The sequence below is a fragment of the Oikeobacillus pervagus genome (assembly GCF_030813365.1).
Taxonomy (GTDB): Bacteria; Bacillota; Bacilli; order Bacillales; family DSM-23947; genus Oikeobacillus; species Oikeobacillus pervagus.
The window spans coordinates 87,258-113,659 of record NZ_JAUSUC010000001.1; the positions used below are offsets into that span (position 1 = coordinate 87,258).

At 37.0% G+C, this 26,402-nt stretch carries 30 protein-coding genes; 5 read left to right on the top strand and 25 right to left on the bottom strand.

The genetic code is table 11. The features are described from left to right. Positions 1-8 precede the first annotated feature (8 nt). The 10 genes from folE to J2S13_RS00500 form a co-directional block, all read right to left on the bottom strand. Complete coding sequence (gene folE, locus J2S13_RS00455) at positions 9-575, bottom strand: GTP cyclohydrolase I FolE (RefSeq protein WP_307255689.1); 567 nt, start codon at positions 573-575, stop codon at positions 9-11. Positions 576-1,128: 553 nt separating this feature from the next. Continuing rightward, positions 1,129-1,401, bottom strand: a complete 273-nt coding sequence (gene hbs, locus J2S13_RS00460) for a non-specific DNA-binding protein Hbs (protein WP_307255690.1) — start codon at positions 1,399-1,401, stop codon at positions 1,129-1,131. Between the two features lie 368 nt (positions 1,402-1,769). Next, entirely contained in the window at positions 1,770-3,248 is a 1,479-nt protein-coding gene (spoIVA, locus tag J2S13_RS00465) for a stage IV sporulation protein A (protein WP_307255691.1), read from the bottom strand. A 271-nt stretch (positions 3,249-3,519) separates the two neighbouring features. Next, positions 3,520-4,167 (bottom strand): YphF family lipoprotein, encoded by a 648-nt coding sequence (locus J2S13_RS00470; RefSeq protein ID WP_307255789.1) that lies wholly within the window; start codon positions 4,165-4,167, stop codon positions 3,520-3,522. Between the two features lie 86 nt (positions 4,168-4,253). Continuing rightward, the gene (locus J2S13_RS00475; RefSeq protein ID WP_307255692.1) at positions 4,254-4,454 is read right to left on the bottom strand and encodes a DUF2768 domain-containing protein; all 201 of its coding nucleotides are present in this window, start codon (positions 4,452-4,454) and stop codon (positions 4,254-4,256) included. 292 nt (positions 4,455-4,746) lie between these two features. After that, positions 4,747-5,796, bottom strand: coding sequence for an NAD(P)H-dependent glycerol-3-phosphate dehydrogenase (locus J2S13_RS00480; RefSeq protein ID WP_307255693.1), 1,050 nt, complete (start codon positions 5,794-5,796; stop codon positions 4,747-4,749). Positions 5,797-6,052: 256 nt separating this feature from the next. Continuing rightward, complete coding sequence (der, locus tag J2S13_RS00485) at positions 6,053-7,363, bottom strand: ribosome biogenesis GTPase Der (RefSeq protein ID WP_307255694.1); 1,311 nt, start codon at positions 7,361-7,363, stop codon at positions 6,053-6,055. A 383-nt stretch (positions 7,364-7,746) separates the two neighbouring features. Continuing rightward, on the bottom strand, positions 7,747-7,932 hold the full coding sequence (locus J2S13_RS00490) for a capping complex subunit for YIEGIA (protein WP_307255695.1): 186 nt from the start codon (positions 7,930-7,932) through the stop codon (positions 7,747-7,749). Further along, positions 7,929-8,825 carry a YIEGIA family protein gene (locus J2S13_RS00495; RefSeq protein WP_307255696.1) on the bottom strand — a complete coding sequence of 299 codons (897 nt, stop codon included), beginning with the start codon at positions 8,823-8,825 and terminating at the stop codon, positions 7,929-7,931. Before J2S13_RS00495 ends, J2S13_RS00490 begins: the two co-directional genes overlap by 4 nt. Beyond that, complete coding sequence (locus tag J2S13_RS00500) at positions 8,818-9,432, bottom strand: YphA family membrane protein (protein ID WP_307255697.1); 615 nt, start codon at positions 9,430-9,432, stop codon at positions 8,818-8,820. The genes J2S13_RS00495 and J2S13_RS00500 overlap by 8 nt, the downstream gene beginning before the upstream one ends. A 101-nt stretch (positions 9,433-9,533) precedes the next feature. Between J2S13_RS00500 and J2S13_RS00505 the strand changes: the two genes are divergently transcribed. After that, positions 9,534-9,668, top strand: coding sequence for a YpzI family protein (locus J2S13_RS00505; RefSeq protein ID WP_307255698.1), 135 nt, complete (start codon positions 9,534-9,536; stop codon positions 9,666-9,668). 198 nt (positions 9,669-9,866) lie between these two features. On the opposite strand, the gene rpsA is transcribed toward J2S13_RS00505, so the two are convergent. The 8 genes from rpsA to prsW all read right to left on the bottom strand — a co-directional run bounded on the left by rpsA (position 9,867) and on the right by prsW (position 16,969). Then, on the bottom strand, positions 9,867-11,003 hold the full coding sequence (gene rpsA, locus J2S13_RS00510) for a 30S ribosomal protein S1 (RefSeq protein ID WP_307255699.1): 1,137 nt from the start codon (positions 11,001-11,003) through the stop codon (positions 9,867-9,869). Between the two features lie 239 nt (positions 11,004-11,242). After that, a complete protein-coding gene (locus tag J2S13_RS00515) occupies positions 11,243-11,824 on the bottom strand; it encodes a lysophospholipid acyltransferase family protein (RefSeq protein WP_307255700.1) in 582 nt (193 codons plus the stop codon). 2 nt (positions 11,825-11,826) lie between these two features. Then, a complete protein-coding gene (gene cmk / locus J2S13_RS00520; RefSeq protein WP_307255701.1) occupies positions 11,827-12,501 on the bottom strand; it encodes a (d)CMP kinase in 675 nt (224 codons plus the stop codon). A gap of 169 nt (positions 12,502-12,670) precedes the next feature. Next, positions 12,671-12,850 carry a DUF5359 family protein gene (locus J2S13_RS00525; protein WP_307255702.1) on the bottom strand — a complete coding sequence of 60 codons (180 nt, stop codon included), beginning with the start codon at positions 12,848-12,850 and terminating at the stop codon, positions 12,671-12,673. An 84-nt stretch (positions 12,851-12,934) separates the two neighbouring features. Next, complete coding sequence (locus J2S13_RS00530) at positions 12,935-13,588, bottom strand: flagellar brake protein (protein WP_307255703.1); 654 nt, start codon at positions 13,586-13,588, stop codon at positions 12,935-12,937. A 339-nt stretch (positions 13,589-13,927) separates the two neighbouring features. Then, positions 13,928-15,277: a germination protein YpeB gene (gene ypeB, locus J2S13_RS00535; RefSeq protein WP_307255704.1), complete on the bottom strand. Its 1,350-nt coding sequence runs from the start codon at positions 15,275-15,277 to the stop codon at positions 13,928-13,930. Between the two features lie 15 nt (positions 15,278-15,292). Beyond that, positions 15,293-16,066: a spore cortex-lytic enzyme gene (gene sleB / locus J2S13_RS00540; protein WP_307255790.1), complete on the bottom strand. Its 774-nt coding sequence runs from the start codon at positions 16,064-16,066 to the stop codon at positions 15,293-15,295. 210 nt (positions 16,067-16,276) lie between these two features. Beyond that, a complete protein-coding gene (gene prsW / locus J2S13_RS00545; RefSeq protein WP_307255705.1) occupies positions 16,277-16,969 on the bottom strand; it encodes a glutamic-type intramembrane protease PrsW in 693 nt (230 codons plus the stop codon). A gap of 397 nt (positions 16,970-17,366) precedes the next feature. On the opposite strand from prsW, the gene J2S13_RS00550 reads away from it, so the two are divergent. Next, a complete protein-coding gene (locus J2S13_RS00550; RefSeq protein WP_307255706.1) occupies positions 17,367-18,347 on the top strand; it encodes an asparaginase in 981 nt (326 codons plus the stop codon). Positions 18,348-18,368: 21 nt separating this feature from the next. Here J2S13_RS00550 and J2S13_RS00555 read toward each other — a convergent pair whose 3' ends face one another. From J2S13_RS00555 to J2S13_RS00565, 3 genes are all read right to left on the bottom strand, one after another. Further along, positions 18,369-19,334, bottom strand: a complete 966-nt coding sequence (locus J2S13_RS00555) for a YpdA family putative bacillithiol disulfide reductase (RefSeq protein ID WP_307255707.1) — start codon at positions 19,332-19,334, stop codon at positions 18,369-18,371. Positions 19,335-19,534: 200 nt separating this feature from the next. Next, positions 19,535-20,113, bottom strand: a complete 579-nt coding sequence (locus tag J2S13_RS00560) for an adaptor protein MecA (RefSeq protein WP_307255708.1) — start codon at positions 20,111-20,113, stop codon at positions 19,535-19,537. Positions 20,114-20,308: 195 nt separating this feature from the next. Next, a complete protein-coding gene (locus J2S13_RS00565; RefSeq protein ID WP_307255709.1) occupies positions 20,309-21,097 on the bottom strand; it encodes a metallophosphoesterase in 789 nt (262 codons plus the stop codon). A gap of 305 nt (positions 21,098-21,402) precedes the next feature. Here J2S13_RS00565 and J2S13_RS00570 point away from each other — a divergent pair, with 305 nt between their 5' ends. The 3 genes from J2S13_RS00570 to J2S13_RS00580 are packed head-to-tail and all read left to right on the top strand — an operon-like array spanning position 21,403 to position 22,487. Further along, the gene (locus J2S13_RS00570; RefSeq protein ID WP_307255710.1) at positions 21,403-21,636 is read left to right on the top strand and encodes a spore coat associated protein CotJA; all 234 of its coding nucleotides are present in this window, start codon (positions 21,403-21,405) and stop codon (positions 21,634-21,636) included. Continuing rightward, complete coding sequence (locus J2S13_RS00575) at positions 21,633-21,893, top strand: spore coat protein CotJB (RefSeq protein WP_307255711.1); 261 nt, start codon at positions 21,633-21,635, stop codon at positions 21,891-21,893. The genes J2S13_RS00570 and J2S13_RS00575 overlap by 4 nt, the downstream gene beginning before the upstream one ends. 24 nt (positions 21,894-21,917) lie before the next feature. Next, a complete protein-coding gene (locus J2S13_RS00580; RefSeq protein WP_307255712.1) occupies positions 21,918-22,487 on the top strand; it encodes a manganese catalase family protein in 570 nt (189 codons plus the stop codon). A gap of 32 nt (positions 22,488-22,519) precedes the next feature. Here J2S13_RS00580 and J2S13_RS00585 read toward each other — a convergent pair whose 3' ends face one another. The 4 genes from J2S13_RS00585 to J2S13_RS00600 are packed head-to-tail and all read right to left on the bottom strand — an operon-like array spanning position 22,520 to position 26,142. Continuing rightward, positions 22,520-22,975: a YpbF family protein gene (locus J2S13_RS00585; protein ID WP_307255713.1), complete on the bottom strand. Its 456-nt coding sequence runs from the start codon at positions 22,973-22,975 to the stop codon at positions 22,520-22,522. A gap of 55 nt (positions 22,976-23,030) precedes the next feature. Then, the gene (locus J2S13_RS00590; RefSeq protein ID WP_307255714.1) at positions 23,031-23,624 is read right to left on the bottom strand and encodes a CPBP family intramembrane glutamic endopeptidase; all 594 of its coding nucleotides are present in this window, start codon (positions 23,622-23,624) and stop codon (positions 23,031-23,033) included. Beyond that, positions 23,621-25,096, bottom strand: a complete 1,476-nt coding sequence (locus J2S13_RS00595) for a RecQ family ATP-dependent DNA helicase (protein WP_307255715.1) — start codon at positions 25,094-25,096, stop codon at positions 23,621-23,623. The genes J2S13_RS00590 and J2S13_RS00595 overlap by 4 nt, the downstream gene beginning before the upstream one ends. Then, on the bottom strand, positions 25,093-26,142 hold the full coding sequence (locus tag J2S13_RS00600) for a YpbB family protein (protein WP_307255716.1): 1,050 nt from the start codon (positions 26,140-26,142) through the stop codon (positions 25,093-25,095). The genes J2S13_RS00595 and J2S13_RS00600 overlap by 4 nt, the downstream gene beginning before the upstream one ends. Between the last annotated feature and the right edge of the window lie 260 nt (positions 26,143-26,402).

Consider the following 26,402-nt stretch of genomic DNA (forward strand, 5'->3'; position numbering starts at 1 on the left):
CATCACCATTATTCCTTAATGAGGTTTAGTACTTCCGTTCTAGCTACTGCATCTTCAGCGAATATTCCTCTAACAGCTTTTGTCACAGTCTTAGCACCTGGTTTCTTTACTCCCCGCATCGTCATACACATATGTTCTGCTTCAACGACAACCATTGCACCATATGGCTGTAATTTTTCCATAATAGCATCGGCAACATCCGATGTTATTCTTTCTTGTAATTGAGGGCGTTTCGCTACAGCTTCAACCGCCCTAGCTAATTTACTTAACCCCGTCACTTTCCCATCTTTTGGAATATAAGCGACATGGGCTTTGCCGAAGAATGGGACTAAATGATGTTCACACATAGAGTAGAACGGAATGTCCTTTACTAGTACTAGCTCTTCATAAGCTTCCCCAAAAATAGTTTCAAAATATTCTTTTGGGTCTTGATTTAATCCGGCGAAGACCTCTTCATACATTTTTGCCACCCGTTTTGGTGTATCTAATAAACCTTTGCGGTTGGGGTCTTCACCAATCGCTTCGAGTATCATTCGAATAGCGTCCTCTATTTTCGCACGATTCACTTCTGTCATCTATTTATCCTCTCCTACATAACGATTTCACATAAAGTTCATTTGATCTCTAACATTCCTAATATTAGCACAATGATAGGGAAGGGGCAAAAAAGACGTTTCGTGAACTACCCGTCAATGAATTGACTGAGCTTCTCGCTTCATCGGGCGGTCTATCGACCTGCCCTCCACGAAGGTTCATTCCGAACCTTGCAATGGTTTCAAATGAGTGGGTCTTTCCCACATGACAGGCATTATTTTACGTGGTGACTGTCCTTTCTTCACCACAACCCCATATAATGCAGTTTTCAAAGAACACTCGTTCTTGTAAGTAGTATATCATGTTTTGTCTTGCCATCCCACAAGGGGATTTCGACAAAAGCGTACTCTCATCTCTACTCTAAAGAGGTAGAGGATTCCCGTCCGCAATCCTAAAAAGGGATCTATGACACCATTAATGAAGTAGAATTTCCGTCAATATTAGTTCCTAACTATTTATTATTGGTAGGAAAAAGAGTGAGGATGTAAAAAAGAAGACCCGTGTACGAGTCTTCTTAGCCAAGAGGCTATGTAGTTATTTAACAGCATCTTTTAACGCTTTCCCAGGTTTGAATGCTGGTACTTTGCTTGCTGCGATTTCAATTTCTTCTCCCGTCTGTGGATTGCGTCCTTTACGGGCTGCACGTTCACGTACTTCGAAGTTACCGAAACCAATTAATTGAACTTTATCTCCATTTGCTAATGATTTTTGGATGGCATCGAAAACGGCATCAACCGCTTTTGTAGCATCTTTCTTAGAAAGTTCAGTTGCTTCTGCAACTTCATTAATCAAATCTGTTTTATTCATGCCATTCACCTCCTCCCAAGAGGGTTAAAAGTAGAATTACTTCTTACTTTCATTAATGAACAATTTTCCGGAATAATATACTTTAAACCAGTAAAATGTTGTAGAATCAATGTTTACCGCACCAATTCTGTTAAAAGATTATCATATAAGAAATTCCATATCAAGCAGAATTCATTAAAACATGGCAATCTTTTCTGACAAAACACTTTAAATTAAAAAGTTTTCTCTTTTTCTATGAGTTTAGTCCTTAATATAGTGAATCTTCATACAGTTTATTCTTTCTGTCCTCCTTTTTTTGCTCCGCTGTAATGACCCATTAGAACAAGACAAAATAGACCCCCAGGCTTGAGAGTCTATTGAAATACTTGTTATAAAATAATGGCAATGAGGCCACCAGAACCTTCGTTTATGATTCTTTCTAATGTTTCTTTTAATTTATAACGCGCATTTTCTGGCATTAATGATAACTTTGCCTGTATACCTTCTCTTACAATTGAACTTAGTGAGCGGCCAAATATATCAGAATTCCATATGGATAATGGATCATCCTCAAAATCTTGCATTAAATAGCGGACAAGTTCTTCACTTTGCTTTTCTGTTCCAATAATTGGGGCAAATTCTGATTCTACATCTACTTTAATCATATGAATCGACGGTGCTACAGCTTTTAAACGAACACCGAATCTTGAACCTTGTCGGATAATTTCAGGCTCATCTAAACTCATGTCATTTAAAGAAGGGGCCGCTATGCCGTATCCAGTTTGTTTCACCATTTTTAATGCGTCGGAAATTTGATCATATTCTCTTTTTGCATGTGAAAAATCCTGCATTAACTCTAATAAATGATCCTTCCCGCGAATTTCCACTCCAACAATTTCTTTTAACACTTCGTCGTATAACTCATCTGGTGCAAAAAGGTCAATTTCTGCAATCCCCTGCCCCATATCGATTCCAGCTAACCCTGCATTTTCGATAAACTCATATTCTCCGAAGTTTTGAACGACACGATCCACATCTCGCAGGCGCTTAATGTCTTTTACTGTCTCTTTCACTGCTTCTTGGTAGTTTCCTCTGAGCCAATGTTCCTCTTTCAATACCATAACCCAGCTTGGTAAGTTCACATTCACCTCTAAAACAGGGAATTCATACAATGCTTCACGAAGAACATTCAATACGTCCCCTTCTCGCATGTTTTCGACTGACATCGCAATGACAGGGATATCATATTTTTCGTTCAGTTCTGCCCTTAATTTCTCTGTTTCAGGATGATGTGGCTTTGCTGAATTAATGACCATAATAAATGGCTTTCCAACTTCCTTAAGCTCGTTAATCACGCGTTCCTCGGCGATCAGATAATCCTGTCTTGCAATTTCTCCAATGGTTCCGTCTGTTGTCACTACAACTCCAATTGTCGAATGCTCTTGAATCACCTTTCTTGTGCCAATTTCAGCTGCTTCATGGAAAGGGATTGGTTCTTCATACCAAGGAGTGCTAATCATTCTAGGGCCATTTTCATCTTCATAGCCTTTTGCTCCCGGAACTGTGTAACCAACACAATCCACTAATCTAATATTTACTTCTAGACCTTCATCAACATGAACCGAAACGGCTTGATTCGGTACAAATTTCGGTTCTGTTGTCATAATCGTTTTTCCTGCTGCACTTTGAGGAAGCTCATCTTGGGCACGTGCACGATCAGATTCATTTTGGATATTCGGAATGACAACTAGTTCCATGAATTTTTTGATAAATGTTGATTTCCCCGTTCTTACAGCTCCTACAACTCCTAAATAAATATCTCCACCTGTTCTTTCTGCAATATCTTTAAAAATATCTACTTTTTCCAAAGAGATTCCCTCCCAACATTCATTCCAGGGATTATAGTCTGGTATTTCTTGTACTCAAAATATATTTATGATGTTGTCCCACACTCTTATGACTAGAAAATAAAATAATATTTTCCCCTATTAAAGCATTTAAAACGCATATATTTATTAAAGAAAGGATCACTCGTGATCACAGACTGGATCCGTATGAGTGATCCAGAAGTGATCAAACAATTCCTAACAATAAAAGAACCCTTCCTCTACAATATATTTGTAGATGGAAGGGTTAGAACTATTTTTGTAAAAATATCGGTTCTTTTTTATCATCAACTGTATAAGGCAATGAATAAGCTGGTACAAATACTGAATCTTTAGTCAAAAGCGGCCGTATATCTTCACCTGTTTTATATGAATGTTTCTCTTTCTTTAATAATTCATATAAATCCATTCGATAATCCACGTAAATCTTCCCGTCCCCTGTCATGACAAAAGGCAAATTTTTGTTTGAATAAGGGCTTACTGCATGTGGTTCCTCTTTATATCCTAATTTAGAATAATCGAGTGTATATACATTATTGACAATCTCCTCTTTAAATGGAGGATATTGATGGGCTTGAAGGCGAATATTCAGTTCGCGTATTTGCTCAGCTATGCGCAAGTCAAAGATTTTTACTGTTGGTTGGTCCTCAACATCAATTAATACATATTGAAAAACTCCCCCACTCTCATATGCATTTCCTGGTGGTTCAGCCATAAATTCAGGAGCTAACTTTTTAAAATCAATCGGATACTTCAAATAAATAGGTGTATCCTGCTCCTTCGTTTTAATTGGTAGAATCCCATCATTTTTTTCTCTAAATTGCTCTACGGCCGATTGTACAGACTGGATTTGATTTTCATACGGAACTTGGTTCTGTGATTTCTTTTCTTCTGGAAACATACATCCAGATAATATCGTTATGGTAAATACGCTTATAAATAATGCGAAAAACCTTTTCCTCAATGTAAAGCTCCTTTCTAACCTCATCATGCAGTAGGTCCACTAAAAACAATATAAATCATCATGAGCCCGCCAACAATCATGCATATGTACGCAATCAATGCTGTTACAAACTTTAATATTCCCTGTTTCAATTTATATCGGCTTAAATATATAGTAAAAATCGCAGCAAACATTAATCCCATTGAAATAAATGAGATCCACATTTTCATCATCGATGACATCATTCTGCCCCCTTTTAATTTCGAACAGTATTATACCATAATAAATATATAGAATGGACAAGAATCTCCTTTTTGAAAGATTCTTCGGCAATTTCATTACTCCCAATGAATGGAAACTCCCCCCTACACATATAGCCATTAATCTGTGAGAAAAGTCCAGAAAAAAAAGCTATTGGATTGATCACAATAGCTTCAACTAATTAAGACCGCTTCCATCCGTTTTAAAGCTGGGTTTCTCATAGTATTCTATGATATAGAAAAACCTTTGTCTCCTCATTCGCCTAATGTCTAACAATTATTCATTCACGCGGTCTTCCAGTACATTCACTAAATCTTCCATCTCATGGGTTTTCATTCTTGCCATAAGCTCATCAACAGCTTCTTTAGGTGATTCATTGTGAAATAGTACATGATACAACACTTTCGCAATTGGCATTTTCACCTTATATTTTTCAGAAAGCTGATAGGCCGCCTTTGTTGTTCTTACCCCTTCGACAACCATGCCCATATTATGAAGGACTTCCTCTAAATTCTGCCCTTTTCCTAACATATTTCCTGCCCGCCAATTACGGGAATGAACGCTTGTACAAGTAACGATTAAATCTCCAATCCCTGTTAATCCAGAGAATGTAAGTGGATTTGCCCCCATTTTTGTACCTAATCTTGCAATTTCAGCAAGTCCACGTGTAATCAATGCCGCTTTCGCGTTATCCCCATATCCTAATCCATCTGAAATGCCCGCGGCTAATGCAATAATATTTTTCAATGCCCCACCAATTTCTACCCCAATCACATCTGGGTTCGTGTAGACACGAAAATGTTGATTCATAAATAAATCTTGTATGGACCCTGCTGCTTCCATGTTTTTCGAGGAAACGGTCACAGTTGTTGGATGACGCAAACTAACTTCCTCGGCATGGCTTGGTCCGGATAAAACAACGATATCTCGCAAAATATTTGCAGGCATTTCTTCCTCAATCATTTCCGAAATTCGAAGTAATGTATCAGGCTCAATCCCTTTACTCACATGCACAATCGTAAGGGGTGTCTTTTGAAAAGCTACAATTTTCCGCAATACTTCTCTTATGGCTTTTGTCGGAACAGCCATAACAATGATGTCTACTCCATTTAAAGCCTTTTCTAAGGAAGGAATTCCTTCAATATTTGTTGGCAATGATATATTAGGTAAGTATTTCTCATTCGTATGTTTTTCGTTAATCTCTTTCATTAATTCTTCTTTATGTCCCCAAAGGCGAACGCGATGATCATTATCTGCCAAAACGATCGCAAGGGCAGTTCCCCAACTTCCCGCCCCCACAACGGCAACCGTTTCTTTCTTTTTCATAATTTATCACCTGCTTATTTTTCTTTTACATTGACTCTGTGAAACTTGGCTGTTGATTTTCACTCCAGGCGCCTCTATTTCTGTGGGCGGAAGGTGATCCCCCTAAGCATTTTAGCGCCTGCTGCGTCTCCCCTCCCTCTCATCCTCTCACAAAAGTCTTCGCGCCTTTCACTCTAATCAACATCTGTCCTAACACAGCCTTTGCATTAATGACAAGGTTAGAATTTAAAAGGAAGTAGATGTGTCAATCTTCCTCTTATTTTCTAGCACGGGCAATGATTCGAATAGGTGTTCCTTCAAATCCAAATGTTTCTCTAATTCGATTTTGCAAAAAGCGCTCATAAGAGAAATGCAATAATTCCGGTTCATTGACAAATAAAATAAATGTCGGCGGTTTTACGGCTACTTGTGTAGCATAAAAAATCTTTAATCTCTTTCCTTTATCTGTCGGGGTCGGGTTCATAGCGACCGCATCCATAATTACTTCATTGAGTACACTTGATTGAATTCGTTGGGCATGATTTTCACTTACCATATTAATGACTGGTAAAAGAGTGTGAAGTCTTTTTTTCGTTTTTGCAGATAAAAAGACAATCGGTGCGTAATCAAGAAACAAAAAGTTGTTTCTAATTTTTTGCTCAAAATCCCGCATAGTTCTCTCATCTTTTTCTATTGTATCCCATTTATTCACAACAATCACGATGGCGCGCCCTGCTTCATGTGCATACCCAGCAATTTTTTTATCCTGTTCACGAATTCCTTCATCCGCATTTAATACAACTAACACAACATCGGATCTTTCCATTGCACGTAAAGCACGTAATACACTATACTTTTCGGTAGATTCATACACTTTCCCTTTTTTTCTCATACCTGCCGTATCAATAATAACGTATTCCTGTCCATCATATGTGTACAATGAATCAACTGCGTCCCTCGTCGTTCCCGCAATATCACTCACAATAACACGCTCTTCTCCCAAAATGGCATTTACTAAAGAAGATTTTCCGACATTTGGGCGTCCGATTAAACAAAACTTAATGACTTGATCATCATATTCCTCTTCCTCTGTTTCAGGGAAATGCTTAGCCACTTCATCAAGTAAATCTCCCAACCCAATGCCATGTGCACCTGATACAGGGAATGGCTCTCCAAAACCTAATGCATAAAAATCGTAAATTTGATCCCTCATTTCAGGGTTATCTACTTTGTTGACAGCAAGAACCACTGGCTTTTTTGACCGATATAAAATTTTGGCCACTTCTTCATCGGCAGAGGTGACACCTTCGCGTCCACTTGTTAAAAGAATGATCACATCCGCCTCATCAATGGCGATTTCAGCTTGTTGACGAATTTGATCTAAAAAAGGTTCATCCCCAATGTCGATTCCACCAGTATCAATGATATTAAATTCGTGAGTCAACCATTCAGCTGAACTATAGATTCGATCTCGGGTCACCCCCGAAACATCCTCCACAATCGAAATTCTCTCTCCTACAATCCGATTAAAAATAGTCGACTTCCCAACATTTGGTCTGCCAACAATAGCAACAACTGGTTTAACCATCTATCTCTTCCTTTCTTGAATGACGAATCTAAGAATATGTAGAAAAATACAGCTTTATCGTTTAAAGCAATATTCTGTCATTGTCTCTGTAATGTGAAATTTCATTCAGTGGAGGTTTCTCTATCTCCCCTAAATGTTAGTTGAACTAGCCACGCTAAAGAACGCCACGTCCCGTAGTCAGTCTAGCACGATCCATCTTTTTCATCACCGGACCTTCATGAGCAGTGATCTTTCACCTATTCTTTGATTTTTCATCATTTTGAGGTGGAGGTTTTACTGCCCATTAAGGGGGGTTAAATGTAAATAAAACCCTTCTTTAATTAGAAGGGTGTTCAACTTTAACATTTTATCAATATTTACATCTCTTCGCAATTACGAAAGCATTAATGTCTAACGATAATAAAAATCTCTTCTGTTAATTGATGAGCGATCCCGTCCAAAATAGCCTCTAAATTGGAAGCGACCACTTCTAATTCCTCTTTATCATGACAATGGAAGACAGCCGTACCACTTGGCACTTTACTAGGATTCGTTGTAATAGCAGCAAGAATAAATTTTTCGATGGTCATTCAATCTTCCGCCCCTTTTCATTAGCTTTTGATTCTGTTGGCATTCTAATGGCATTTTCCAAAGTCGGGACTTCACCTAGAATGGTGATCGCCTTTTTCAGATCCTTTTCTTGAGGGAGTACAAAAACCGCCACTCTTCCATCTTCTAAATCTCTTTTCGCCAACGGACTTAATGCAGGTGTACCTGAATCCCGGTAGACACCAAGTGCAGTAGATAGATCATGTAAAATCGCTTGACGCTGTCCTAAATTTGCTATCGTTGATCGAGCATCAAAACTCTTTGGCTTTAAAACAAACCCCATCCCGTAACGAAGCAACTCCTTACGACGAGCAGTTAAACCTATATTCATAATATAGATATTATCTACATAGAGACCTGCTTCTTTAAAATGCGGTTCGACATGTTCAATATCTACAATTTCCTTCAACTTTCCCCCTGCACTTAACACTTTCGATATTAAAATACAAATCACAGCTACAATAATGGCGATATACACATTTAAAAGAATATAAACTAATGTTGTAATCATGGAAGTGAAAATGACTAAATAATTTCGGCTTTCAAACGCAATCGCAATCCCTTCAATATACGTTGTACCTCTTGGAACTAGTTCAAAATCATCCAGCATGGTTAACGTATTTCTCTCCATATTTCTTACTTCCCGAAATTGAGAAGCAGCAACAGTTAAAAAAGTGATCGCCGTATAATTCGCCTCCATTAAGGCAGGGACAGCAATCGTACCTAACCCTGCAGCGATAAAGCCAAGTGCCAAATGAATGATTTTGCCGTGTAAGTAGGTTGGGTATTGTCGATAATCTGTTCTTAACAAAAAGAACCTTGTGGCCGTCCCAATGATGACTCCAAAAATGATAGGGAAAACATATTCATTCATAGCTCTTTTGTTTCTCCTTTGCCGCAAAAGATTTTATATCTAAAGAACGAATTAAGTTTCCTAACCAGTGCATGATTAAGATCGCTCCAAGATGAAATATGTAAAAATCGAGGAATGGAAGGCCCCCTATTTTATAGGGGAAGGAAACTGAGTGCAAAATCACAGCGATTAACCAATCTCCTTGTAATAATCCTACGGAAAGGGCAAGAAATTTCTTTCCTAAATGACTTTTAACCGGATATACTAATTGAATCACAACCATAATGGCGACAAATATATACCATCTACCATCGGTTTTGAACACTGCTCTTTCATAGAGCTCTAACAAATAAATTCCTGTATAGAGCATCGTCACCATTAAAGATGTGATGAATAAATACCCCTTCTCTTTCAAGGATAGGTTGATCACGAAATAAAAAGATTGAAAGACAAGTATGAGGTAGGTAACAGAAATTGAATATGCTCCAATCAACATTTGGTCATGAGCAAAAATAATGAGCAACAATGACAAGAGACTTATATGGAAACGTCGAGGATGTTTTTTATCTAGTATAAAAGTAGTAATAATCCAATTTCCCCAACATATAATCAAAAAAATTCCATCCACTCCTCTCCCTCCTATTATTCCCATTATGGGAAAAAAATACGGTTTTCATTCATGTATAAGTCCTGAAAAGATAGGGATTTTATAGATAGGAGGTGGTTATAATGGGCAGAGATCGTCAGGAACGGAAATTGAAGAAAAGTGGAAGGGTTCAATCCGATCGTGATCAAGCATTACACCACGATGGAGCAACAAAGTTAGAGGGACCAAATGAAGCAAGAAGACGACAGAAGAAGTGAAAGATAACAAAACCACAGTTTTTCGAATGATATTTCATTCAAAACTGTGGTTTTGTTTATTTATCCTGCCTTTACAAGCAGGAAAACCCCCACCTAGAAGATAGGTAGAGGATCACTGCCCCTAAAGGTCCGATAAGGTCAACTAACATTCAGTGGGGATGAAGAACCCCCCCACTGATTGAAGCTTCACTTTATCTATTATTTTAAATCTTTAAGTTGATCACCGATCATTTCACCTAGTTGAAACCCTTTGGATTCCTCTGGAAAATCGAATGATTCTTCTTTTTCAAAAGTAGGTTCTTGTAAAGCTTTAATACTAAGTGAAAGTCTTTTTTCACTTTCATTTACATCCAGTACTTTCACTTGTACTTCTTGCCCTTCTTTCAGTACTTCTTGAGGTGTACCGATGTGTTTATGAGAGATTTGTGAAATATGAACAAGGCCTTCAACTCCTGGGAACACCTCTACAAATGCTCCATAAGACACGAGTCGTTTGACAACCCCATCTAATACAGAGCCAGCCGCTGCTTTTTCTGAAATATTTGTCCAAGGACCAGGTAGAGTGTCTTTAATGGATAAAGAAATTCTTTCATTATCACGATCTACAGCCAGAACTTTCACCTTCACATCTTGGCCTTCTGAAACAACATCAGACGGTTTCTCAACATGTTCATAGGATAATTGAGAAATATGAACAAGTCCATCTACACCACCGATGTCAACAAAAGCACCAAAATCAGTTAAACGTTGGATTTTTCCTTCAATGATATCGCCTTCTTGAATCGATTGTAGAACATTCTTCTTCGCTGCTTCTTTTTCCGCTTCTAAAACAGCCCGATGAGATAAAATGAGGCGGTTTTTATTCTGGTCTAATTCAACAATTTTGAACGTTAATGTTTTGCCTTTATAATCATCAAAGCTTTCGACATAATAATCTTCTACTAATGAAGCTGGTACAAACCCGCGGATCCCAAGATCGACGACAAGTCCGCCCTTCACAACTTCTTTCACTTCGGCTTCAAATACTTCCCCTTGCTCAAAACGCTCTTTCATATCTTCCCATGCTTTTTCAGCATCTACTTTTCGTTTGGAAAGAACAAATAAATCATCTTCCTCTTTTGTGATGATTAATTGTAGTTGTTCCCCTTCTTTAACTGCATCAGACGCAGATTCAATATGCAAGCTTGATAATTCACTAATCGGAATAATTCCGTCTTTTTTGCTGCCTTCAATTTCTACTTGAACTTGTTTTTCTTCTACTTTTGTCACGGTTGCTTTTACCCGATCGCCCACACCATATACATTTACTTCTACTTGATTCATGTCCTCTACCATATGTACTCCTCCTTAATCCGAAACTACATATACTTAGAAACGCGTAAAGCATCATCCGTTCTTCTGAACTGCAGAATCACTGATCCGTATTAAAATGGATTCCTTAAGAGTAGGAACGGAATTTGAGCTAGACATCGCAACGTCCAACTATGTGAAAGCCATTTTTTATTATTTACAGAGAAAAATTAACCTATTACTAACTTCTAACAAAAGCTGTCATTTGTCAAGCAGGAAGACTTCTACCGATAAGTGTGAAGCAATTGCTGAATTTGCGACATAATCGCCTCTGTCGCCTCCTCAGCAGACGCTTTATTCTTTCGCAATTCATCCATAGGTACTGGCGGTCCGTAGACCACTTTTATTTTTCGAAATGGCTTATAGGGTCCGATGATCGCACATGGAATGACCTTTGCATTTGATCGTAATGCAAAAAAACCCGCACCTGTCAATCCTTTACCTAATTCCCCAGTTTTGGATCTTGTCCCCTCAGGGAATAATCCAAATACCTTTCCCTCTTTCAATACCGATAATCCTTTTCGCAATGCTTCCCGATCGCTCATCCCTCTTTTCACAGGAAAAGCCTGTAAATGGTGAATTATCTTCCCAAGTACAGGAGCTTCAAATAGCTCCTTTTTGGCCATAAATACGACGGGTCGTGGCGCTGTAATACCGACTACGGGTGGATCTAAATTATTAATATGATTTGAACATAACAATACCCCGCCTTCTTTCGGGAAATGCTCTAAACCAATGACTTCCATTCGATAAATTGGTTTTAAAGCTAGTTTTACAACGTTTCTTGCAAATGAGTAAAATGTCACCTTTATCGAACCCTTTCTGATACAACGGACATAATTTTTTCTACTACATCCTCTATACTGAGTGAAGTTGTATCGACAACCACTGCATCCTCTGCTTTTTTTAATGGGGATGCCTCTCTTTCGGAGTCAAGTTGATCACGCCGTGCTATTTCCTCTTTTAACTTCTCTAAATCTTCCTTAAATCCTTTCGAAATATTTTCTGTATATCTTCTTTTCGCTCGTTCTTCAACACTTGCCGACAAAAATATTTTGGCTTCTGCATTTGGAAGGACATGTGTGCCGATGTCTCTTCCGTCCATGACAACTCCGCCTTTTTTCGCAAACTCCTTCTGTCTTTTAACCATTTCAAAACGGACATTGGGGTGTTTAGCTACAATCGAAACTGTGTTTGTTACTTTTGATGTTCGTATAAAATTTGTGACATCCTCATTGTCCAAAAAAACAAGCTGTCCCTTCTCACCAGGTTGTAAATCAATCTTGGTCTGCTTTAATAAATCTACAAGTTCTTGTTCCATTTCTACATTTACATTTTGCTTTAGTGCTTTATATGTAAGGGCACGGTACATGGCACCTGTATCGATATAAGTATAGTGCATTTTTTCCGCTATTAATTTCGCCACAGTGCTTTTACCAGCTGCAGCCGGTCCATCAATTGCAATATTGATTGGTTTGTTCATCTTTCCACCTTCTCTCTAAATAAATACTTTCCTATTTTAACATATTGCTCCTTATCTAAGTGTAGTTCGGAGCCCACATTTTTTTATAACTAAAATAAATCATTTAATATATGAATAACCATTTGTCTACTTACGAAAAAAAGGCTGGAGTTTTATGATTTCTCCATGCCTATTTTTGCTTCATCACTTCAAATATGGGGGTTTTGATTTCATGATGAACTCCTTCATATAATGCAACCTTTTGAAGATCATGAAAAGGATCCCAATTATGTAAGAAAAACTGGGTCACCAAAAGTAGAATCACTTGTATAATCGTTAGCTTGATTAACCATCTTTCGATCGTTTTCAATCATTCCCACCCCTATACTTCTAATCGTAACGTTCAGGTTACTATCTACTAGTATAGGAATAGGAAAATCATTCTATTCATGTATCATTCGGTTAACCCTTTTTTTCTTAAAGCCAGTTGTCGTTGAAAGCAAAATCTTAATAGGGTTTGTTGAATGGTACTAGATAATTCTATAAATTCGATTGAGGCAATGTTCCGTTTCAAATCCTCCCATATTCGAATGACTTTCCCGCGCACCTTGATGTAATGATATTCCCCAGATTGCATGGGCACCACCATTAAAAATTCTCCATCCATCCCCTGTTCTAAGTGAATATGCTCTGGAATTAAGATCGCCATCCCACCGGCACTAACATCTTCCGTGCATGTCGTAAAGGTTGGGATAGACGCGAATGTAGCGGAAATATCCATTCCTGTCATCACTCGTACAAATCGGCGCCTCTGAATCCGTATGTATAGACTTGGGCCTGGATCCTGGAGAACAAGCATTGGAATCTTTTTCTTAACGCGATCAATCACTTCTGTTTCAAACATGAAAACAGCAGAACGCCCTCCAATAAAACTAGCTTTTAATTGCATCCCATCCAATAAAAAACTCGTTTTATTCGTAACGACATTAATGGGGTAAGTAATAAAAAGTTTCGATTCTTCCATTTCAACCACTTTGCACTTGAATTGTTCTTTACTATCTGTCATTTCAACCGGCTCTAAAGTTAACGTCATTCCAATTTTCAGCATTACTTTTCATCACACATCCTAATTTTAAAACAATATAGTTATTTTTACTTAGTTAACATCATAAATTATGTTAATTTTATATGATATATTCAATCATATATAGAAATTACAGGTCTTTCAACCTACAAAAACTTTTTAAAAAAAAACAGGCTGTGCTAAGGACCATTATTAATTGCAGTGGAAGTCACGAAGACTCCTCGCGGGAAATTCGGTCACAAATACGTAGTGCTCAGCGATCGCCCGCAAAAAGAGAAGTGCCTGGAACAGAAATCAACACCCGAGTTTAACAGAGTTAAAAAATAAAAAGGGGCTGTCGAATTTTTCTCGACAGCCTGCTCATTATAATGTTTCACCAAATTTTTGCTCAGCATTCCCTAGTTTCATTACTTTTTCCTCTTCTCCTGTTTGTGCATTGACGAAGATTTGATACGTATCCTCGCCTAAAGTTCCTAAAAAGTCATAGCATAAAACTTCATCCAAAATATCATTTTCAATAATCGCTAGTCGTTCTTCTTGAATTTTCACTTTTGGATTAATCGTTTTTCTTGCTTCCTCAGCCATTATACTAGGCTTCGGTATTTTTCGCTCATGATTGTTTTTCAAATAATCTGATGCCGAAAAACCGATAATTTGTCCGTTATCTAAAGCCACTTTCATTTTAATTGAATCCGGATAAATTCTTACATTTTGTTTGTTCAATACAAATGTAAAGACCCCTACATGATCATATTGCGAGCTATCCAGTAACTCCAAGTCTTTAAACTTATTGTCTTTTAAAAATTGAGCAGCTTTTAAATACGCATCATTTAAACTAATATTTTGTTTCTTCACATCACGTTGTAATATATACCAAATAGGATAACCGCCCTTTTTGGTAATATCCATATTGGCTTCAATTCCTGGGCCATCCGAAAGTGAGACACTATAGAAATCAAAATCAGCCCCTTTTCCATTCGTCGTTACTTTTACGTTTTTAATATTTTTGAGGGTTGCATATTTTTTGGCGATATGAATCGCTTCTTTTTTAGAAATATTTTTTCCTTTTAAATGTTCAAAGCTTTGTTTCCGCTTCTCTACAGATAGATTCGTTGGCCCTTGAACATTGGCTTCATCATACCCCTCAACTTTTTTCTCAACTGTTTTAAATCCATCAATAATCGTATTATCTGACATTTCTTTTCCTGATGCTAATGCCATTTCGACATCCATCCAGCGGAGATTATTTTTTAATACCATATGTTGCACATTACGCAGCTCACTTTGGATATCAGCAGATTGTTGATATAGTTTTTTTAAGCGATTATATTCCTTATCTGTTAGCGGTTCTTTGTCCAGATCTCTTACAGCCGTTTTATAACTGAAATCCCCGATTTTTGAAAGAAACTCCTCCGTTTTATTAAAAGGAAGCAAAGTCAATGGTAATTGACCGACACCATTATGGGCCTCCGAAGTAATGCGCCATACTTCTGCTAAAGCCGGGGATAATGATTTTCTTGAGTTCATCGCAAGGGTTGTTCCAATTTTGTCGTGCAATAAATCCATTTGGTATGTGAGGTCATGGAATGCTCTTTGGTAGTTATTTTCTGAATTGATTAAGATTGCGTTTTTTTCCTTATGCTCCTGATAACCCCAAATCCCTGTCCCAATAATTCCAACAGTCAGTACTCCTATCAAAATAGATCGTATCATTTTAACTTCACCCCTTTAGTTACAGAAAATATGTTTTCCAATCTGTTTAATTTGCGGTCTTGTCCAAATCCACTCACTTGTTGCCGTTTCAGGATTAAAATAGTATAGGGCATTTCCTGTTGGATCCCAGCCGTTAATCGCATCTATAACCGCCTTTTTTGATGTTTCATTCGGAGTTAACCAAATTTGACCATCGGCCACTGCTGTAAAAGCACGTGGTTCAAAAATCACTCCAGATACTGTATTAGGAAATGATGCACTTTGAATGCGATTTAAAATGACGGCTGCCACAGCTACTTGACCTTCATAAGGCTCTCCTCTTGCTTCCCCATGTACAGCATTGGCCAATAGTTGGATATCATTTTGCGAAAAGCCATTTGGTGTATTAACAGCCGTGACCTTATTCGCCTTTTTCATTTGGTTAGCATTTTGTCGGGTTTTTTTATTAACATCTGCTCCCCCATAATGAGTAAACTTTTTTCCTCCTCTTATTTGTTTTTTTACATATTGCTCGTTATATTTTGACGCTTTCACCAGTTTATTTTTCGTTGCCTGACCAGCTAGTCCATCAACAGGTAACCCGAAGGCATCCTGAAAATTTCTTAATGCCCAATATGTCCCCCAACCAAAAACACCATCAATTTTCCCTTTATAATAACCGATATATTGTAGGCGGGATTGGAGTTCAACTACATCGTCACCTGAAGCTCCTTTTTGAATGACTTGATTAGAAAAAGCTCTAGCATGATGGTCTTCATGCCCAATTGAGAATAGCGCAATAAAAAGCATTAATACACAAATACACTGAAAGAGCTTGTTGTTTTTCTTCATGTTGGTTTAACCTCCAGATCATGTATTAAACAGTAATCCTATTTTTTGTAACAGCCACTATTTTATACATAAGTAAGAGTATGGAAAAAACATCCTAATTTACATGAAGAACAAAACAAAGAAGGGGGAACACTACGGTCAGTAGCATTCACCCTTCTTCATGTTCTCTTAAAGAGAAGAACTTTTTTGTTTGATAACCATTTTATAATGATGTCGATCCGTTAAAATACGGGCCTTTTTTACCTTTTTTAAGCCTAACCACCATAAAAAAAGCATAAAAGGAATCATATAATAAACCCAAACCTTTTCGATGAATAAAATATAATCATAAAGACCATGTAAAAGATAAGGAAGGAAAAAAGCTAGAAATAGCCATTTATTTGTTCTTCCATCCATAGAAAATTTTGCTTTTCCAAAATAATAACCCATAATCACACCGAATAATGCATGACTTGATACAGGAAGCAATGCCCTTGTAACGGCAAATTCTACACCATGGGCGATTAAATATAAAATATTTTCAATTGTAGCAAACCCAAGTGATATACTTGTAGCATAAACAATTCCATCATATGGCTCATCAAAATCCACATGCGTATAGATGGCATAAAATAATATAAACCATTTAATAAATTCTTCTAGTAAACTTGTGGATAGGAAAGCATCACCCAAACTGCTTGAGATCAGTTCTTCAGCGGAAAAGACATACTGGATAAACATAATAGGAAACGTAATGATGACTCCGAAAAGAAAAGCTTTTAGCACTGTAATAATAGGCTCAGCCTCATATTTATCCCTTAAATAAAAATAACTTAATAGCGCAAAGCCGGGAGCAATTCCAGCCGAAACAATCGCAAGCATATTAGCCCTCTTTTCTTTCCGTTTTAACCCGAATGGGAATATTTGCTCTATCTAAATCTAATACATTAGTCGCGTGATGAAATCCTCTTCGTCCACATTCATCTGTTAAAAGTTCCCTCATCCTATGGAAGTTTTACTATAATCATCGTATCATGTATAAATGAGATTGAAAATATCCCTTTTCACTTTATCTCACCTTAACAGGCAGTAAAACACCCATCTCAAAAATGATGAGGAATCAAAAAAGATAGTTGGGGACAACTGCCCATAAAGGTCTCCGACGATAGACGAGGATGGGACTTGTCAGGCGATTCCACAGGACATGGTGCTTTTTTAGTGTAACAAGTATAACTAACATACCGTGGGGATGAAGTTTCACTTTATTAGGAGGCGGATGATGAAGAAAAAAAATATTTTAATATTACATACAGGTGGTACTATTTCCATGCATGAGGATCGGGAAACAGGAGCCGTTCTGCCAGGGCATCAAAACCCTTTAAGCGCGGAAATATCCATATTAAATGAGTACGCTCATATTACATCGGAAGAACCTTATTACCTTCCTTCTCCTCATATTACGCCTAAAGAAATGTATGAACTAAAAAAAAGAATCGAAACCCATCTTGGATCAAATAAGTACGATGGTTTTGTGATTACGCATGGAACTGACACCTTGGAGGAAACAGCGTACTTCTTAGATATTACGATTGACACAGATCTCCCCATCGTCGTGACAGGTGCAATGCGCTCTAGTAATGAAATTGGGTCTGATGGATTATATAATTTAGTCTCCTCTGTTCGTGTAGCTTCAAGTGACAGGGCGAAAGGAAAAGGAGTCCTAGTCGTATTAAATGATGAGATCCATACAGCCAAAAATGTGACAAAAACACATGCTAGTAATGTTTCTACTTTTCAAAGTCCACAATATGGACCAATTGGAATTGTCACGAAACGGGCCGTTATTTTTCACCATCAGCCAACTGAACGGGAGTGTTATCCGTTTTGCCATATATCAAAACAGGTAGGTTTAATCAAGGCCTATGCTGGAATGGATTCAAGCTTGCTCGAAGCGATGCTGAAATTACAATATGATGGAGTGGTCATTGAGGCATTTGGTCAAGGGAACCTTCCCCCTCAAGCTATAAAGGGGATTAAAAAACTGCTTGAAGCTAAAATTCCTATCGTTTTAGTTTCAAGATGCTTTAATGGGATTGCACAAGATATCTATGGTTATGATGGAGGGGGAAAACAATTAAAAGAGATGGGTGTTATTTTTTCAAATGGACTTAACGGACAAAAAGCAAGATTGAAATTACTCATTGCCTTGTCCATCACAGAAGATCCAAAAAAACTGGAGGAAATATTTCACCATGAATAAAGGAAGGGGCACCCCTTCCTTTTATTTTTCCTCTTTAATTGCCTCAGCAATTAGTTCCCCGTGAAACTTACCATTTTCGATAAATATTTCATTCGCATTATTTCCTGCTGCAATCACTCCAGCAATATAAATTCCTTGTATATTTGTTTCCATCGTTTCAGGGGTAAATAATGGTCTTCCTGTTTCTTCATCAATTTCTACACCCATTTTTGTTAGAAAACTATGGTCAGGATGATAACCTGTCATAGCAAAAACAAAATCGTTTTTAATCTCTTTATTCACACCGGATACATGGTAGATGACTTGGTCCTCTGTTATTTGTTCTACATGCGCATCAAATTCCATAATAATTTCACCATCCCGAACAAGTGCTTCAAATTCGGGTAAAATCCATGGTTTAATGCTACTTGAATATTCTTTTCCACGGTATAACACTGTCACACGTGCCCCTGCTTTATGTAACTCTAATGCAGCATCTACTGCGGAGTTTTTCCCCCCAATGACGACGACATCGGTATCGAAATATGGGTGAGCTTCTTTAAAATAATGGAATACTTTACCTAAATGTTCCCCTGGAATATTCATATAGTTGGGATGATCATAGTAACCCGTTGCGATAATCACTTTGTTTGTTTGATAGATATCTTTTGATGTTTCAATCAAAAACGATGCGTCCTCCTGTTTTTCTACCTTCTGGACACATTCAAATCGGTTGATACGTAATTTTTCGCGTTTAGCTACTTCACGATAATAAGTGAGAGCTTGATTTCTTTTTGGTTTTCGTTGCTCTATAATAAACGGGACATCCCCGATCGCTAATTTTTCACTTGAACTAAAAAACGTCTGGTGTGTGGGATAATGATAAATAGAATTAACGATATTCCCTTTTTCAATGATGAGCGGATCTAGTCCAATTTTTTGGATTGCAATGGCTGCGGCTAAACCACAAGGACCTCCGCCTACGATAATACATTCTTCCTTTTGCATTTCAGGTCTCTCCTTTTTCAAGTTATTGAACGAAAAAAACTCCCATCTAACAATGATAGGAGACATTTAATTCAAGTTTAACTTACCCTGCATATCAGAACTTCGACCAATGTATAGTCTAACATATCGTGATTATTTTTACTATAATCATGCATTTTGGCCGAAAAAATAGGAAAAGGGATTGGATATACTGTCCCTGTCTATTTCACGAAGTATGTTCGAATTTTTTGAAATGCCTGTTTTTCGATGATGATCTTACCGTATTCTTTTAATAAATGGATCGTTTCATTTGCAATCTTGGCATACTCTAATAATAATGGTTCTACAATCGATCTCACCGCATCTGAAGGAAAAAAGACGGTTAGATAATATTGGTAATCCTTTATATATAAGGAAGCTCTCAGTTTATTTAAGATATTTGGACTCGTATCTTGGATAAAATAGATTAGATGATCAAATTGTTCAAATAAATAAATCGATTCCGTTCCTTCCAAATTTTCATGCATCACACATAGCTCCTGATCAGATTCTACATCATTTTCATTTAATGTAAAAATAAAGGTAACACCATCATCGGTTAAGGAATGAATTTCGATCGATATGGCCCCATCTGATTGAATATCATATTTCGATTCGATTTCATCAAGAAGAGATTCAAATAATTGATGAAAAACGAATGAATCTTCTAATAAACGTTCGTGAAATAGCCCTTTCTCACTTAACTCTTCGAACGAAATAAATAACTTTACCGAATTACATGTCAATCGTTCAATATTCATATTGCTGCCCCCTGAGTATGGACTCTTATCAATATACTATGTCAGGGATGGTAGAAGGTGCTTCCCGTATGGAAACATTCCTTTTATTCCCGCATCAACGGGCATTCGCACTACCTCCAAATAGCGGAGGATTGGGGTGGACTTGCCCAGAAGTTGCAGGGCCGGGGATAAAAACTTGCAAATGCGAAGTTTCACTTAAATCGAGATTCCTTCAGGCTTCTTTCTGTTCGAAATAGTAATTAAGTGGGTTTCAGCTTTCGCACCAAAGCGAAGTGGCAAGGCAGTTGTACCATAGCCATTACTTACAAAATATTTCGTTTGATGATGTTGAAACCAACCACCCTTTTCGTATAAACCCAATCCGAATAAGCGGATTTGTCCGCCGTGTGTATGGCCACTTAACATTAGGTGGATAGGGTCGGTTGTTTGTAATTTTTTGATAAAATAAGGATTATGACTGATCAAAATATTAAAGTCTGTTGGAACTACTTCTTTAAAGGCTAAATTTTTGTCCGCATTTCCATTACTTAAATCGTCTACCCCAATTAATCTAATTCTTTTCCCACCTGTTAGTGGAAATGTAATTGAGGTATTCTTTAAGATCGTCACATTCTCCTCCATTAATATTTTTTTTAATTCAAGCACATCTACTTCATAATCATTATTTCCCCATACAAAAAAAACAGGGGCAATCGATGATAACTTTCGTACATTATGTTGAATTCGTTCAAGCGGAACACCCTTTTCAGCTAAGTCCCCACCAATAATAATGACATCCACATTATCTTTCATTTTTTGAATGATACTTGGATGAATGACCCGGCGATGAATATCCGAAATAAAAAAAAGACGTACCGGATTCTCACTAGGAAGAGAAGGAACATAAACATGATCAAAAACAACCACATTCCGAAAAGCTTCCTTCCACATATAAAGCAAAACAATAATAGCTAAAAAAATAATCGTGAATATAAAAAATATCATGTACGACTCCCCACAGCAAATTCATTAATGAAATAAATAATACCATAAAACTAAAAGCGGAGGCGACTGTTTTGCTGCGACAAGCATCTGGGCAGCCTTGGTGTGGCGTACTTTGCCACAAAAAGGATGAACAGATGACCTCGAGCAGCTAGGAGCCGCAGCTAGACAAGAAAAGCGGAGGCGACTGTTTTGCTGCGACAAGCATCTGATTAGCCTTGGCGTGTTTTTAAACTAAATACTATACATTTGGACAAATTCCCTTTCATACACATTAAATGAAGTCCTTGGTGAGGAGGGATAAAGCGATGAAGCACACACGTTTTAAAATGTATCACCCGTACGTTAGCCCGTTTGATCCGTGTCCACCTATGAAAGTGAAAACCTACTCTACTCCACCACATTTATATATCGGATTTCAGCCACCTAATTTGCCACAGTTTTCGCCATTTGAAGCTTTACAAAAAGGAACCCTTTGGAAATATTTTTATGACCCTTATTATAGCCCATATGAAACGGCAAAAGGGGGTTCGAGAGAATGAAACAAGTCCCCCCGCAATACTATAAAGACTTACAAGAACTGCAAGCAGTGGATTTCGTTGTTATAGAACTTGCTCTTTACTTAGATACACATCCAGATGATATGGATGCTATCCGCCAATACAATGCCTTCGTGCAAAAAAGTATAAAGCTTAAGAACAATTTCGAAAAAAATTATGGATCTTTAACGAGTTTTGGTTATAGTTTTTCGCGCCATCCATGGGATTGGAAAGAAGCACCTTGGCCATGGCAAGTTTAACGCAAAAGAAAGGGGTGTAGCTTCATGTGGGTGTATCAGAAAAAATTACAATACCCTGTAAAAGTAAGTAAATGTAATCCAATGCTTGCAAAATTTTTAATTGAACAATACGGGGGGGCAGACGGGGAATTAGCTGCAGCATTAAGATATTTAAACCAACGATACTCGATTCCTGATAAAGTAATTGGCTTACTGACGGATATAGGCACAGAAGAATTCGCACATTTGGAAATGATCGCCACGATGGTGTATAAATTAACGAAAGATGCTACACCAGATCAATTGAAAAAAGCAGGTCTTGGTGCTCATTACGCTAATCATGATAAAGCCCTTTATTACGAAAATGCAGCTGGAGAAGCCTGGACAGCTACTTACATTCAAGCAAAAGGAGACCCGATTGCAGACCTATATGAAGATATAGCAGCAGAAGAAAAAGCGCGTGCAACTTACCAATGGTTAATTAATTTAAGTGATGATCCCGATATTAATGATTCTCTACGTTTTCTAAGAGAGCGTGAGATAATACATGCTCAACGCTTTCAGGAAGCTGTTGAAATTCTTAAAGATGAAAGGAGCCAAAAAAAATTTTTCTAAACATTTAAATCGAGAAGGATAGACCTTCTCGATTATTTACTTTCATGATATAGATTAATGCCATAATCTTTTTTCATAAATTCAAACAATTGGTGCCGTTTTGCCCATGCTTCGTTTTTCCATAGATCTTTACTTCGATCGATAATTTCGCAACGGAGGGCATGGAATTCATCTTCCGCTTTATCTTTTTGATCCTTCCATATTTTCATTATGCCGAATAGTGCAACAGCAACAATAAATAGAAGGAACATATCCGACCTGCGAACAGCTGAAGAAAATATATCAAAAAAAGAGTAGGAATATGGTTTTATAATTGTTTTATAAAGCATGTACATATAGAAAAAACAAAAGAAAACCGTTACCCACATCGTGATGGTATATCTTTTGTTTAATTGTTCAAATTTACGTTTACGGTCAATTAGAGCTTGTAACATTTGTTTCGTTGCTTGATCAGTGCCATTATTGAAATGTACTAATTTCGGATCCATTTACCTCCCCCCTATTGCAATGTATGTCCTCCCCCTCTCTTATATGAACTATTTTTTACTTATGATCTTTCAATGCTTTCCTGCGAATCATGACCCCTAATACGAAATCAATGGTAAAATGCATCATCATCGTCACGAACAAATTATTCGTCGATTCATAAATAAAGCCAATCCAGAAACTTACGAAAATGACATTTAGGGTTAGAAACCAATTGGATAAGTAGCGAATATGAACAATGGCAAAGATTAAACTTGCCCAAACCAGCCCGGTATGTGTTTGAATAATGCCGCGGAACAAAATTTCTTCGGAAAAAGCAATGATAATGGAAATGAAGGCAATATGACCATAAGTCTGCGTTGAGAAAATTCGCTCATTAATTCCACCGTCATCATAATAATGTTGCGGAAGCCATTTCATACTGGCTAAATCAACAAGTACAACAAGTAAACCAGCGGGGATCCCGTATAAAAAAACAGATGGATCTTTCCATTTAAATAATTCCATGAAAGATGAAACATCATCAAATAATAAGAATCCAATGATGAAAGAAAGGGTTAATAATAGGATTTGTGTACTATAAAGTGACCATAATACTTCTTTATTTGTCATTTGTGCGATTAGTTTTGCCTGTTTATTCTTTCTATTCATTTTTGGCATCCTTCTACTTTAAATAGTTTTTTTAATTGGTCTTTCCATGATCTTTCGCTATCATTTTTTCTCGTTTCTTTTTGTTCACAAAAAAATGTGGTCACATCAAATCCACATTGTTGACAACAAGGGGAAATGATCTGTTCCATCTCTTCATCAAAGTATGATAATATTCCCTTTCTTAAGCAATCTTCCGAATGAATCCACCTTAACATTGATTGTAAATTTCCGTATTTTGTCTTCACCCTGTCATCTTTTATTTGCTTTGCAACGGTGCTTTTTATAAGATTTGATTCATTTGTTAAGCGCTTTTTTATATAAATCAAAAATCGTTGTTGAGTTTCCGATAATTGTAAATAATCGATTATTTCTTTGTTTTTCAGTTGGTTTTCGTATTGGAAATACCCATCAATTTGTTCATTCGATGGTAATTCATTTTCAATCCATAATTTATGTACGATCTCATCACCTTCTACATATAAAAGAATGGCAATACTAGGTTTCCCATCACGCCCTGCCCGACCAATTTCTTGTACGTACGACTCTAGTTGAGATGGAAGATGATAATGGAGAATAAATCGAATATTTTCTTTATTGATGCCCATGCCAAATGCACTTGTCGCACAGATGATATCAAGTTCACCATATAGAAATTGTTGTTGGATTAAGATTCGTTCCTCCTGTTCAATATCCGCATGATAGGTCGCAACATTTGAAACCCCATTTTCCATTAAATAATTCGTAATTTCTTCTGCTATTTTCTTGCTTGAAAAATAAATAATCCCCGGTTTTTCAAGTCGTTGAACGTAATGCAGTAATTTTGATAATTTTTCTTTCTGAGAAGTCATCTTTTCTATGGATAAGGCAATATTAGGACGATCAACTGTATAGATCCACTCCTTCACTTTGTCCAATTCCAAATAGTGAAGGATATCCTTACGCACTTTCTCAGTAGCTGTTGCCGTTAAAGCTAATGTTAAAGGATTGTTTAAAGCCCGTCTGAATTCACCAAGACGTAAATATTCAGGACGGAAATCATATCCCCATTGGGAAATACAATGTGCCTCATCAACAACAAATAAACCAATTTTAATTTTTTTCAATGCCGATAATACACTTTGATTATTAAAAATTTCTGGGGACAAAAATATAAAGCGATAATGAGATAATTTCGCTAAAACTTGTTGCCGCTCCTGAAAAGTAAGAAATGAATTAAGTGCAATCACCCTTTTCTCACCTTGGAATTTCATTTGTTCAACTTGATCTTGCATGAGAGAGAGCAACGGGGAAACAATGATAATAGAACCTTCAAAAAAATAAGCCGGAAATTGATAACACAATGATTTCCCGGTTCCTGTTGGAAGCATCGCTAATGTATGTTGGTGACTTAGGATCGATTGAATAATTTCTTTTTGACCTAAACGAAATGAAGGAAAACCAAAGTATTCGTCTAAAATCTTTTCTAACTTCATATTGAACCTCCGTACTTTGCTAAAACGAGTCTGATTTGAAAATAGCTTAAATCAGGTATTCTTTCTTTTATTGGTTTTAACCTTTTATTCGGTAATGTATGGGCAATCTGAAGTACTTTCTCAATCTTTTCTTGTGAAATAAAGAGAGAAATTGAAAATTGAGGATGAAAAAGTGCAATTTCGACAAAATGATCTTCAATGGTACTTATTTTTAAATTGCGTATAGTCGAGATCTCCTCTATTGAGTTTCCTTCTTTGAATAGCCTATATGTTTTCATCGTTGAGTAGGTCAAAGGAATCGTCTGATGTACATCTTGTACAGTCAGATACAAGAGTGGAAAGATTTCCTTATTTTGCAAAATCTTCTGTATACAATAATGGAATAAATGAAGAAAACGGAAATAGTATTCCGTATGTTCAATTTTCAGTATTTGAGCACATTGCAAAACAGTTTTTCCGGTTGAATTCTCCCCTGTGAATCTAAGGGTAAGGAGGGTAGGGCAATCTACCTCCTGTGAATCAAGTAAGGATTCAAACTCTTTATATAATTGATCAGCCAATTGTCGTCTATTCAAGTGTAGGTTTTGTATATAGGTCTTTACCCAAAATTGGATCGATTCATCCCGTTCAATTGGATAATACTTTGTGTTTTCATAAATGAGATTGGATGCTACTTGTACAAGCAAGTTTAATCTTCTCCAGGCAATTTTTGCAGTGTCTTGTAATTGCCAGCCATTTAAATAAGGAAAATCGATCTTTTGTTCAAAGGCCTTGATCTCCGCGAGTCCTTTTTTAGTGATGATCGCAGCCTTTTGATCATTTAACTGAATCCATTGTTGTTTAACTAATAGACGAATGATTCCATCAAATTGTTCCCTTGATAGAGAAGGTGTCGTTTGAAACCATTTGGACAAATGATATAAATGTGCATCCTGGATGGTTTGTGAGGATTTCTTTCCTTTTAAGAGATGATAAATGGCATAAACCGTTCGATCACCATTAATCAAATGAATACACTGTAAAACAATCTCTTGTAAAAAAGACATTCAATTAACTTCCTTTACCATTATTCATTATCCTTTATTCTATCACGAAAATTGTCGGTGTACTTTTATATTGACATGTACTAGGAAAATTTTATTCATGAAATGTTACATGATGTCATTCGTTATCTATCCATTAGCACTTTTGTATTGAAAAGAAATGAAAACAGATTTACAATGAGGGTAGGAGATTTTTGAACTACTCGTCATTAAGCGAGAAAAGTTATACAAACTGACATAGATTATTCTCAAGGAGGACATAT